This window comes from Rhodopseudomonas palustris BisB18 (assembly GCF_000013745.1).
GTDB classification, from domain to species: domain Bacteria; phylum Pseudomonadota; class Alphaproteobacteria; order Rhizobiales; family Xanthobacteraceae; genus Rhodopseudomonas_A; species Rhodopseudomonas_A palustris_F.
Genome location: NC_007925.1, coordinates 4,023,975 through 4,035,847, shown reverse-complemented (window position 1 = coordinate 4,035,847; position 11,873 = coordinate 4,023,975). Strand labels below are relative to the sequence as shown.

Genomic DNA, 11,873 nt, shown 5'->3' with positions numbered 1-11,873 from the left:
AGGTGATCATGGGAAAAGCCTATTACGATATCGTCGGCCAGGAGAAGCACTGGGCGGTGTTGCACGACGGCGAGCCGGAAGGCGACTACGTCAGCAAGGAGGCGGCTTTTGAGGCCGCCTGCGCCGCGGCCTCGAATGCCATCAAGTTCGGTCATGAGGTGCGGGTCACCGTACCGGGCCGCGACGAGGCCGGGGGCTCGGCGCTCGGCGTGGCGAGCAATTAGTTCTTCTAGGCCAATCAGCAGTGAGCTGTCATCCCGGGGCGCGAGCAGCGAAGCTGCGAGTGAGCCCGGGATCCATAGCCCCTGCAGGGGTTATGGATCCCGGACTTGCTCGTTCTGGCGAACTCGCAATCCGGGATGACGGCTTGTTTCGGTTGAATGCGTCGACATGATCGAACTTCGTGGTGGCAGGAAATTCGACCACATCATCGAAGGCCAGAAAAGGGCGAGCCGTGGGCCTCGCCCTTTACGTTTGCAATTGTCGCTCGCGTCACGCCACGCGGGACAATTGCTGGTCCTGCTTCACCTCATGGGTGATCACTTCGAACCTCACCAGCTGCGCGAAGCCGAAGCTGGTGGAGATCGCCACGTCGGCGGCATCGCGGCCGCGCGCGATCACGATTCGTCCGATCCGCGGATGGTTGTGGCGGGCGTCGAAGGTGTACCACTGGCCGTCCAGATAGACCTCGAACCAGGCGCTGAAATCCATCGGCGCAGGGTCCGCCGGCACGCCGATGTCGCCGAGATAACCGGTGCAATAGCGCGTCGGGATGTTCATGCAACGGCACAGCGTCACCGCCAGATGCGCGAAGTCGCGGCACACGCCGACGCGCTCGGCGTGGCCTTCCGAAGCGGTGCGATCGGAGCGGGCGTGGTGATAGCCGAACGAGATCCGATTGTGCACGTAGTCGACGATCGCCTGCACGCGCTCCCAACCCGAGGTGATGCCGCCGAACAGCGACCAAGCGAGGTTGGACATTCTGTCGGTGTCGCAATAGCGGCTGCCGAGCAGGTAGATCAACGCATCGTCCGGCAGTTCGGCGACGGGAAGCTGCCGTGCACCGGCGGCCACCGGGTCCGGCAGGCCGGAATCCTCGATCAGGAAATCGTTGCTGATCTCGATCTTGCCGGGAGGCGCCACGACGCGGGTGCAGACATTGCCGAACATGTCGATCGTGTCGCGGCTGTCCAGCTGCGGCGAGAAGCGGATGCGATGCTCGCCGACGATGTGCTGCATCCGCGACGGATGCACGCTGAGCATCAGGTTCATCGGCGTGTCGTGGAAGCAATGGAACGCGATGTTGTAGCCTGCCCGAATCTGCACTGGAATCTCCGCTCTTGCCACGGCAAATGTTGCCGCGACAAGCCCGAAGGGCTGTGGTTGGTTCCTGCTTTGGCGTTGATAAGGCTGCCGAAATTTGCGGCAACCCGGCCCCTCACATGCCGAGCGTGAACAGCAGCAGCGAACGCCCGGTGACCTGATACATCGCCCCGCACGGAAATTCCGCGCCCGGCGCGCCGTCGGGAATGTTGCTGTCGATCAGCAGCGCCCATTTGCTGCCATGCGGCGTCTCCGGCAGGATGAAGTCTACCACGCCGTCGAACGAATTCATCACCAACAGCACGGTCTCGTCCTCGCCGTGCTTGCGGATGCCGGTCTTTTGCGCGCGGCCGTCGAGCAGCATTCCGAAGCTCTTCATCGTGGTGTCTTGCCACTGCTCGTCCTGCATCGGCGCACCATTGGCGTTGATCCAGATCACGTCGCAGACGTCGAGTTGCGGATCGTGCTGGCCGGTCAGGAACCGGCTGCGGCGCAGCGTCGGATAGGCCTTGCGCAGCTCGATCAACCGCTTGGTGAAGCTCAACAGATCCTTGGCGTCGTCGCCCAAGTTCCAATCGATCCATGAGATCTCGCTGTCCTGGCAATAGGCATTGTTGTTGCCGTGTTGGGTGCGGGCGAATTCGTCGCCCGCCAGCAACATCGGCGTGCCCTGCGACAGCAGCAGCGTGCCGAGCATGTTGCGCTTCTGGCGTTCGCGTAGCGCCAGGATGTCCTTGTCCTCGGTCGGGCCTTCGACGCCGCAGTTCCAGGAGCGGTTCGACGACGAGCCGTCGCGATTCTCCTCGCCATTGGCCTCGTTGTGCTTGTCGTTGTAGCTCGCCCAATCGTTCAGCGTGAAGCCGTCGTGCGCGGTGACGAAGTTGATGCTGGCCCAGGCGCGACGGCCCTGATGGTTGAACAGATCGCCCGAGCCCGACAGCCGCGGCACCAGCGTCGCGACGTCGGCTTCGCCGCGCCAGAAATCGCGCGCGGTGTCGCGGAATTTGTCGTTCCATTCCGCCCAGCCCGGCGGGAAGCCGCCGACCTGGTAGCCGCCGGGGCCGATGTCCCAGGGTTCGGCGATCAGCTTGACCGAGGTCAGCACCGGATCCTGATCGACTGCCTTGAGAAATCCGCTCTGCTCGTCGAAGCCGTAGACCTCGCGGGCCAGAATGGTGCCGAGGTCGAAGCGGAAGCCGTCGATGTGCATCTCGTTCGACCAGTAGCGCAACGAGTCGGCGACCATCTGGATTACCCGCGGATTCGACAGGTTGACGGTGTTGCCGGTGCCGGTGTCGTTGATGTAGTAGCGCTTCTTGTCCGGCAGAAGCCGATAGTAGCTGGCGTTGTCGATGCCCTTGAACGACAGCGTCGGGCCAAGCTCGCTGCCCTCGGCGGTGTGGTTATAGACCACGTCGAGGATCACCTCGAGGCCGCCGCTATGCAGCCGCGCCACCATCTCCTTGAATTCGCGCAGGCTGTTGGGCACGTCGGAGGCGTAGCGCGGGTCGGGGGCGAAGAAGCCGATGGTGTTGTAGCCCCAATAATTGGTCAGCCCCTTGTCGAGCAGATTATCGTCGTTGATGAAGGTGTGGATCGGCAACAGCTCGACCGCGCTGACGCCCAACGAAGCGATGTGATCGATGATCGGCTGGCTGCCGAAGCCCGCATAGGTGCCGCGCAGATGCTCGGGGACGTCGGGATGCAGCTTCGTGAAGCCCTTGACGTGGGCCTCGTAGATCACGGTCTGATCCCACGGCGTATTGCGTCGGCCGGGCTCACCCTTCCAGTCGTAATTCGGATCGACCACCACGCATTTCGGCACGAACGGCGCGCTGTCGCGGGTGTCGAAGGTGCGGTCGTCGCCGCTTTCCATCGTGTAGCCGAACACCGCCGGATCCCATTTCATCTCGCCGGCATGGGCGCGGGCGTAAGGGTCGAGCAACAGCTTGTTTGGGTTGAAGCGGTGGCCGTTTTCCGGCTCGTAAGGGCCGTAGACCCGGTAGCCATAGAAGCAACCGGGGCCGACGTCGGGCAGATAGCCGTGGAAGATCTCGTCGGTATATTCCGGCAGTTCGTAGCGGCGTTCCTGATCGCCGTCGAATAGGCAGATCTCCACCTTGGTGGCATGCGCCGAGAACAGCGCGAAATTCGTTCCCTTGCCGTCCCAACTGGCACCCAGCGGGAAGGGAAGGCCTTCGCCGACAGTTTGTTTGCTCACGTCGTCCTCGATTCGTCGATGTCATACGTCGTCGATGCTGCACCGGCGTCGTGACGCTGCCAAGTCATTGCAGATAAGTCTGGAGAATGGTGCTCGAAAAACCGCCGGCAAGCTGTGTAGCGTGCCGGCGGACAATCATCCTAATCGCGCGCGATCAGTTCATCTTGACGCTCGGTTCGCGGGCCCAGATCCGCAGTTGCCCGAGTTCGCCGACGAAGCTGGTGGCATCCTTGGCGCTGGCGAGCTTGACGCAGCCCTCGTCGAGACTGTCGAGCACCGCGGCCTTGGCGAGCAGCGGCTCGGCGGCGGCGACGTAGCCGATGAACTTGCAATGCGCGAACGCATCGGCGACGAAGTCGCGCGCGGTCGCTTCCGACAGCAGCGCATCGATTTCTGCCTCCGACGGCAGAAGCGCCACTGCGTCATACAGCACCGAGGGCCCGCCGTCGATCATCTGGTCGGCGGCGATGAAGCTGCCGTCGCTCAAGGTGACGCCGCCGACCTTCGGCGCGATCAGTTCGACCACTGCGCTGGCCTTGGTGATCGCGGTTTGTAGCGCCTTCAGCACCGCGGCGTCGGTGCCGTCGGTGATCAGGATGCCGAGCTTGCGGCCTTCGAAGCGCTTCGGCCCGCGTTCGACGATCGACAGCGACGGCGACGGCGGCAGATCCTGCCGCGTCGGCACCGCGGCGTCGGCTGGCTTCGGCATGGTCTTGATGCCGAGCGCCGCGGCCACCTTGTTGGCCAGGCCTTCCTCGATGTTCAAAAGATGCGACACCACGCGTTCGCGGATCACCGGCAGCTTGCATTTGCTGAGCTCGAAGGTGATGGCGGCGGCGATGTGATGCTGTTCGCCGCGGGTCTGGCTGATGTAGAACTGCCGCGCCTGGCTGTAGTGATCGGCGAAGCTCTCGGCGCGGAGGTGGGCCTTGGCGCCTTCCTCGGCCTCGGCGAACGGCACGAAGCCGCGGGTTGGGGATTCCCGCGGGCCTTCGCCGAACGAGTTCGGCTGGTAGTTGATGCGACCGACCGGGTTGCGCATCGCCATGTGGCCGTCCTGCTGGAAATGCGCGAACGGGCACTTCGGCGCATTGATCGGCAGATGGGTGAAGTTCGGGCTACCGAGCCGCTTCAGCTGGGTGTCGAGATAGGAGAAGTTACGGCCCTGCAGCAACGGATCGTTGGAGAAGTCGATGCCGGGCGGCACGTTTTGCGTCATGAACGCGACCTGCTCGGTCTCGGCGAAGAAATTATCCGGCATGCGGTCGAGCACCAGGCGGCCGACCGCGATCGGCGGCAAGATCTCTTCCGGGATGATCTTGGTGGGATCGAGAATGTCGAAATCGAAGCTGTCGGCAAACGCCTGGTCGAACAATTGCACCTGCAGCTCCCATTCCGGGAAGTTGCCTGACTGGATCGCGGTCCACAGATCGCGGCGATGGAAATCCGGATCGGCGCCGTTGATCTTCACCGCTTCGTTCCACAGCACCGACTGCAGGCCAAGCTTCGGCTTCCAGTGGAATTTCACGAAGGTGGATTCGTTCTTGGCGTTGACCAGCCGGAAGGTGTGGACGCCGAACCCTTCCATGAAGCGGAACGAGCGCGGGATCGCCCGGTCCGACATCACCCACATGATCATATGCATGCTTTCCGGGGTCAGGCTGATGAAATCCCAGAACGTATCGTGCGCCGATTGCGCCTGCGGGATGGCGCTGTCCGGATCCTCCTTGACGGCGTGGATCACGTCGGGAAATTTGATGGCGTCTTGGATGAAGAACACCGGGATGTTGTTGCCGACCAGGTCCCAATTGCCTTCCTGGGTGTAGAGCTTGACCGCGAAGCCGCGGACGTCGCGTGCGAGGTCGAACGATCCCTTGCTGCCGGCAACGGTGGAGAACCGCACGAAGGCCGGGGTGCGTTCGCCTTCACGCTGGAACAGGTCGGCGCGGGTGTATTTCGCCAGCGACTTGGTGGTCTCGAAGAAGCCGTGCGCGCCGTAGCCGCGGGCGTGCACCACGCGCTCCGGAATCCGCTCGTGGTCGAAGTGGAAGATCTTTTCGCGGAAATGGAAGTCCTCGATCAGCGTCGGGCCGCGCGGGCCGATCTTCAGCGAGTTTTGATCGTCCGAGACCGGGCCGCCTTGCGCGGTGGTCAGCACGTCGAGGCCGAGATCCTCGGCGGTCTGATGCAGCTCGCCGCCTTCGCCGCGTGAGAGCTTCTGGTCGTGCACCGTGGAGGAACGTTCAGCCGAGCGCTTCGAGGTCTTGGCCATCAGGCGGAGGTCCTGTTCAGAAAAACCGGGCGAGGGATCCCGGCGGCGGGCGCCGCCGGGCAGCGTAACGAAACGGCTCGGCGATGCACGCCGAGCCGGGAGTGATTACTTCTTGCCGACGGTAGTGCCGGAGCGGGAATCGTCGAGCTTTTGCGCCATCTCCAAATGATGCTGCAGGGTGGGCAGGGTCTTGCCGGCCCAATTCTTCAACTCGGCGTTGTCGCCGCCCTTCGAATAACGCTCGAACAGATTCACCGCGTCCTTATGAGCGTCGACCTGCTGGGAGGCATACAGCGTGGAAAATTCCTCGCCGCGGGCCTGATTCAGCTTGTCGAGCTTGCTCTGATGCGCGCTGTCGAGTTGGCTCGGCAGCTCCGCCTTGAGCGTTCCGGTGGCGAGCCGCTTCAGCTCGGCCGAAGTCTTGGAGTGATCTTCGATCATCTGATTGGCGAACTTCTTCACCGCGTCGTTGCCGTTGGCCAGCGCCAATTTGGCGGAGCCGGTCTCGAACAGATCGCTGATCGCCGCCTGGGTAACGAAGTCCTGGGTGGCGGGCGCGATGCCGAGCGTGGAGTTCACGCCGGTCTTCTCGCCGACCGACTGCGCCAGCGCCGGGGTGGCGAACAGCAGGCAGGTGGCCAGAACGGTCAAATGCTTCTTCATCGGAGTTGATCCTTTCAGCTTGCAGCTTTGCGATTGACGCCCTTGCGGAGCGCCACGGTGTTGAGCTTGGTATTGGCGGCCTTTTCCTCGTTCAGATTGGTGGTGAGGAATCGGACGATGTCGTCGTGGCCGAGCTCTTCGGCCCACGCGATCAGGGTGCCGTAGCGGGCGATTTCGTAGTGTTCGACGGCCTGCGCGTTGGCGATGATCGCGGCGTCGAGCACCGATTTGTCGGCGATCTCGCCCGCGGTTTCGTTGGACTCCTTGATCAGTCCGTCGATTGCCGGGCAGTCGGTGCCCGAAGGGGTCTGGCCGAGCTTCTTGAACACCTGGTCGAGCCGCTCGATCTGCTTGTTGGTTTCCTCGAGATGACTTTTCAGCCCTTGCGCGAGGTCGCGATTGGTCGCCTGTTCGATCATCGTCGGCAGCGCCTTGGTGATCTGCTGCTCGGCGTAATAGATGTCCTGCAATCCGTGCAGCAGGAGGTCGTCCATCGATTGAATGTCTTTGCTGAAGAAGCCCATCATCGTCTCCGGGGTGCAGCCACGTCCGCGATGCATCCCAACTACGTGAAGTCGGTTAGGTTCCCGGGCCGGCGGCCTTGCCTGGCGGCAAAAAGGTCGCGCGTTTTGCAGCCCAGCACGCTGGACGACAGCGCGCCGCCGACCCCGTTGGCGACGACGATCACGTAGTCGGATTTCAGTAGACCGTAGACCGTCCACAGCGCGAGACCGGCGGTCAGCACGATCAGCATGCGCAGCGATAGGTCGGTGGTCGACCCGCGCGGCCAGGCCTTGCGGACCTGAGGCAGATAGGAGAGGGAGGTCAGTGCGGCTGCGGCGATCCCGATCCACGACAAATGGTCGTTCATCGCCGACGATCACCTGCGGCACGGACGCGTCGATCCGCGGCAGTCGCGAGCGCCGATCTTAGGCGCGAGCGGGCGTGCATCTCTGAGGTCTCCGGTTCGGCCGGACCAATCGCAAGCGCCGACAAATGTTCCTAACGGATCGGGTCGTTCGCGAGAGCGGTGCTGGCCGCGGCGCCGGCGCGGACGTTCACCGGCCGGCCGCGGCGCGGGCGAGTTTCCGGCGGCGGGGCGGGAGGGGCGATTTTCCGGCGACGGCGCGGCGCGGGGTGTTGAGCCGGCCCGGATGCCGTGTTAGGTCAACGCCCGACGCGGGTGTAGCTCAATGGTAGAGCAGCAGCCTTCCAAGCTGAATACGAGGGTTCGATTCCCTTCACCCGCTCCAATGATTTCAATGGGTTAGCTTGTTTCTTCTGCTTCATTCTGACAAGACAGGCCTTGTCATTCTGACAAATGTTCACTTTTCGACCAGTTTTGCCTGTCTGGCGCGCCGCCTAATTCTCTTCATTTGGGCGTCCTGCTTGGCCTCGTCATCGTCATGGAGATAATGAGCCATAGCGGTCGTCGAGGACCACTGTCCTTTCTGCATCAACTGTGTCTCGGTCAATCCGGACGTGCTTGCTTCAGTGGTGCCTCCGTGCCGTCCGAACGATGTGAATGTAAGTTCGCTGCGCAGGCTAGCCGCTAGGATAATTTTCTTCGAGACGCGCTCAACCTGCGTCAGCATCTCGCCTTTGCCGCCCCAGGGCAGGCCGTTGACATCGCGACGCAGCATCAGACCACCCGTTGGGCGCTTGGCCTTGATTGCGTCGAGCTCGGTCATCAGTAAAGGATAGAGCGGCTTTCCTTTGGCGTTCAACAATGGCTCCCACGAGCCAGTGCTGGTCTTGTAGTTGATCACATAGACATGGTTCGGCCGGTTTGGCGGTCGGTAGTGATCAGTCACAAAACGAATGAAGATATGGGCTTTGCGTTGAAGCAATTCCCAACCAATTAAGACGCCTGTCGCGAGCGAGGGATAACCCATTTCAATCGCTTTGGCACGGAACAACGCCAGTTCTTCAAAGGTGGCATGCGGCGTTTCGCGGGAGGTCGATTGCAGGCCCATCTTTTCGAAAGGATTCTTCGGCGGAAATAGCCCGGGATTTGCCCGAGATACTGTATTCCAAGCGCTGCGCGCGGTCTTCATGGCGTGGTTGACCGTGGTACGGCGTTCGATCTTCTCGCCATTTACATTCTTATAGAGCAGCTTTTCAAATAGATCGTCGGTGAACGCCGTGTCGATGCTCGATAGCCGGCGAGTGCCGAGACGTCTGCCGTCCTGCAAGACGTACTCACAGATCATCTTTATACCGGTTTCGTGCACGCGGCACTGTCCAGGGCTTAGAGCCTGCAGTCGCTTCGCGGTCTTCTGTGACCAACTTCGGCGGTACTCATGAAACATCCAATCTAACGTTCCGATTACGACGCCGACACCTTTAGAAATGGCATCATCGCCACCGGTGCGCCAACTATCGAACGCGGGCAATAGGACCTTCTCAGCGCGTAGCACGGCTACGTCGTAATCGGTCCCAAGCGGTTCGTTCTCCAGAGGGCACCCCTGTTTGCGAGCCCAACTTGGCACGTTGAAAAAATAGCCCCAGCCGGTCTTAAGACGCTTGTGGAGCGTATAGCGGGGCAGGGGGAGTGCCGAACGTCTCCGTATCAAAGCAGCCTCCTTGAGACCTCCGGATCATCTTCTGGGTCTATCAAACTGCTCTCTTCCTTCTTAACTGTGACGGATATGCGCCCATCGGGCCAGATATCAACGCTCGTGACCGTACCTCCACCCTCCATGACGCCCTTCACGGCACGTTTGATGTCAGCTTCGGTGAACTTGGCTCTTGGCATGTTTGGCACGCAGTATCGCTCGGACTGAGAACGTGCCGATATGAAAGATGGAAACACCGACTATTGGAAGAAGTTATGGACAAATATGCGAGTTTCGGCGGGACTGGCGAATAGATGGCGGGATCGGTTCGGCCAACGCTGGGTTTGTCCCCAAGATGTACAGGGAGCGGGTCCCCTGGCGGCGGCAACGTCACGATCGACGGAGGGCCGCAAAAGGCGCCGCCGTTCTGGTCGAGTGGTACTCGTCGGTCAGTGATGGATCGGGTTAGAAAGCTATTGAATGTCAAATGGTTAGACGGGGGTCGTGTGTGCACTATAGCGACGACCTCTGCATCCTCGCGCTTCGCAATTCGCTCCCGAGGCGCGTGCCGGATCTGGAATTGCCCGCCGGCAACTTGGACGGTGGCGACAATTTCGAAATAGGCGAGGGGAACGAAATTACTGATTTCCAGTTCGCGCCCGCACTCGATCGCCAAAGTCGGCGCCTTCACCCGTCCGACGCCGATCAGCCTGCGCCACTGGCGGTGGGCAACCGACCGGCGCGATCCGCACGACAGCCTTTCGATTAGCGCGTCTGACATCCGCCGCGGCGACGGCATCAAGCAGGATGCCAATCGTGGTGCCGTTGTGCAGCAACGACGACAGCACCGGCGGTAACCATCCGAACGACGCGCCGGCCATGATCGCGGTGTTGACGCCGATCGCGGTCTTGAAGCCGCGCTGGATCCGCGCCACCGCGCTGCGCGACGCGGCGACTGCGTCGGGCAGCGCGTCGAGCCGATCGTCGAGCAGCACCACGTCGGCGGTGGCGCGGGCGATGTCGGCGGCCTGCGGCATCGCGATGCCGATGTCGGCGGTCATCAGCGCCGGCCCGTCATTGACGCCGTCGCCGACAAAGGCGACGCGGTGGCCGCCCTGTTTGAGATCGCGCAGCACCGCTGCCTTGCGCTCCGGATCGGCCTCGTAGATCACCTCGTCGAGGTCGAGCCCGTTGGCGACGCGTAGCGCCGCCTGCCGCTGATCGCCGGTCACCATCACCAGCCGGCGAATGCCGAGCCCGCGCAGCTTGCGTAAGGTTGCCGCGGCTTCGTCGCGCGGCCGGTCGCGCAGCGCGATGACACCGAGCGGTTTGCCGTCGAGCGCAACGTGCAGCAGCGTCTTGCCGTCCTGTTCCAATGCGGCCAGCGCGGAGTCGTAAGGCTCCAGCTGCACCTGCTCATGGTCGACCAGATAGTGCCGGCTGCCGATCCGCAGCAGTCCATCGTCGATTCGGGTGGAGAGGCCATGGCCGATGAAGAAGTCGACCTCCTCGTGGCCGATATGAGCCATGGCCTCGGCGCGGGCGAGCTTGACCACCGCCTTGGCGACCGGATGGGTGGAGTGCTCCTCGACCGAGGCGATGGTGGCGAGGAAGCGCGCGCGGGGCCAAAGCTGCGGATCGAAGGTCAGCGTATCGGTGACTTCCAGCTCGCCATGCGACAGCGTGCCAGTTTTGTCGAACACCATGGTGTCGATGTCAGCCAGCGTCTCCAGCGCGCCGCCGCCTTTGACCAGGATTCCGCGGCGCGCGCAGCCGTATAGCGCGGCTTTCACTGTGACCGCAGAGCCGAGCTTGATGGCGCAAGAATAGTCGACCAGGAACATGGATTCCAGCCGGCGGGCGTCGCGGGTCAGCGCGTAGACCGCGGCGCCGGAGCCGAGGCTGATCCAGACCCGGCGGTCGGCGAGGGTTTCCGCCAGCCGCTGCGTGGTGCCGCGCCGTGCCAGCGCCTCGCGGATGAAATGCGAAATCCGCGCCGTGGTGGTGGCGTCGCCGACGCGTTCGGCGATGAACACCAGCCGGCCTTCTTCCAGTACCGTGCCGGACAGCACCGGATCGCCGGCCTCCTTGGGGATCGGCAGGCTCTCGCCGGTGACCGAGGACTGGTTCACCGTGGCGCCGCCATCGGCGACGGTGCCGTCCGCCGGCACCAATTCGCCGGCATTGACGTGGACGCGGTCGCCGGCGAGCAATTCGGCGAACGGGATCGCGGCGACGACGCCGTTGCGTTCGACCATTGCCGATGTCGGATTCGGCCGCAGCAATTTGCCGATCAATTCGTCGGAGCGCCGCCCCGTGGAGGCTTCGATGTACTCCGAGAGTTCGATCAGGAATTGCGCGGCGCTGGCGGTAAAATACTCTCGGCGTAGCACCGCGACGCCGATCGACACCGCGTCGAGCACCTGCACCTTGACGCCGCGCGTCGCCAGCGTCCAGCCGCCCTTGGCCAGCGTCGGCGCGGTGCTGGCGAGTGTGAGGATCAGCCGCAGCGGCGCCGGCAAAACGATGGCGCCGAGCGCAGCCAGAGCGGCCAACGCGAGGCGGCCGCTCGATGGTGCATCGTCGGCGTCATGCTCGGCCGGCGGCGCCGCAGCGTCGCGGGGCTGCCATGAGGTCAGACCGTCGAGAATTTGCGCGCGCGTTGCGGCGCGCCCGTCGTAGCTCACCACCGCGCAACGGGCGCGGGTATTGATCCGTACTGAACGGACGCCCGGAAGCGCGCCGAGATCGGCGGCGAGCTGGCCGCCACCACCGTTGAGCGCGTGCGCGGAGGTTCGAAGGCGCAGACGGCGCGGCAATTCGTGAACGACCACGA

10 protein-coding genes and 1 tRNA gene are annotated in these 11,873 nt (G+C 63.0%); 2 read left to right on the top strand and 9 right to left on the bottom strand.

Annotation, left to right across the window (positions count from 1 at the left end; all coding sequences use genetic code 11):
• Positions 1–8 precede the first annotated feature (8 nt).
• Positions 9–224, top strand: a complete 216-nt coding sequence (locus tag RPC_RS18190) for a hypothetical protein (RefSeq protein WP_011474046.1) — start codon at positions 9–11, stop codon at positions 222–224.
• Positions 225–492: 268 nt separating this feature from the next.
• Here RPC_RS18190 and RPC_RS18185 read toward each other — a convergent pair whose 3' ends face one another.
• The 6 genes from RPC_RS18185 to RPC_RS18160 all read right to left on the bottom strand — a co-directional run bounded on the left by RPC_RS18185 (position 493) and on the right by RPC_RS18160 (position 7,350).
• Entirely contained in the window at positions 493–1,326 is an 834-nt protein-coding gene (locus tag RPC_RS18185) for a transglutaminase-like domain-containing protein (protein WP_011474045.1), read from the bottom strand.
• Between the two features lie 112 nt (positions 1,327–1,438).
• Complete coding sequence (gene glgX / locus RPC_RS18180; protein WP_011474044.1) at positions 1,439–3,544, bottom strand: glycogen debranching protein GlgX; 2,106 nt, start codon at positions 3,542–3,544, stop codon at positions 1,439–1,441.
• Between the two features lie 154 nt (positions 3,545–3,698).
• Positions 3,699–5,816 (bottom strand): catalase, encoded by a 2,118-nt coding sequence (locus RPC_RS18175; protein ID WP_011474043.1) that lies wholly within the window; start codon positions 5,814–5,816, stop codon positions 3,699–3,701.
• Between the two features lie 105 nt (positions 5,817–5,921).
• Complete coding sequence (locus RPC_RS18170) at positions 5,922–6,479, bottom strand: DUF4142 domain-containing protein (protein WP_011474042.1); 558 nt, start codon at positions 6,477–6,479, stop codon at positions 5,922–5,924.
• A 14-nt stretch (positions 6,480–6,493) separates the two neighbouring features.
• A complete protein-coding gene (locus RPC_RS18165; protein WP_011474041.1) occupies positions 6,494–7,003 on the bottom strand; it encodes a ferritin-like domain-containing protein in 510 nt (169 codons plus the stop codon).
• 41 nt (positions 7,004–7,044) lie between these two features.
• On the bottom strand, positions 7,045–7,350 hold the full coding sequence (locus RPC_RS18160; RefSeq protein WP_011474040.1) for a SemiSWEET family sugar transporter: 306 nt from the start codon (positions 7,348–7,350) through the stop codon (positions 7,045–7,047).
• A gap of 308 nt (positions 7,351–7,658) precedes the next feature.
• On the opposite strand from RPC_RS18160, the gene RPC_RS18155 reads away from it, so the two are divergent.
• Positions 7,659–7,732, top strand: a tRNA-Gly gene (locus RPC_RS18155).
• 72 nt (positions 7,733–7,804) lie between these two features.
• Here the strand turns inward: RPC_RS18155 and RPC_RS18150 are convergent.
• The 3 genes from RPC_RS18150 to RPC_RS18140 form a co-directional block, all read right to left on the bottom strand.
• Positions 7,805–8,713 carry a hypothetical protein gene (locus RPC_RS18150; RefSeq protein ID WP_415914740.1) on the bottom strand — a complete coding sequence of 303 codons (909 nt, stop codon included), beginning with the start codon at positions 8,711–8,713 and terminating at the stop codon, positions 7,805–7,807.
• A gap of 478 nt (positions 8,714–9,191) precedes the next feature.
• Entirely contained in the window at positions 9,192–9,728 is a 537-nt protein-coding gene (locus tag RPC_RS26890; protein WP_415914739.1) for a hypothetical protein, read from the bottom strand.
• A complete protein-coding gene (locus tag RPC_RS18140; protein ID WP_011474038.1) occupies positions 9,676–11,871 on the bottom strand; it encodes a heavy metal translocating P-type ATPase in 2,196 nt (731 codons plus the stop codon). Before RPC_RS18140 ends, RPC_RS26890 begins: the two co-directional genes overlap by 53 nt.
• Between the last annotated feature and the right edge of the window lie 2 nt (positions 11,872–11,873).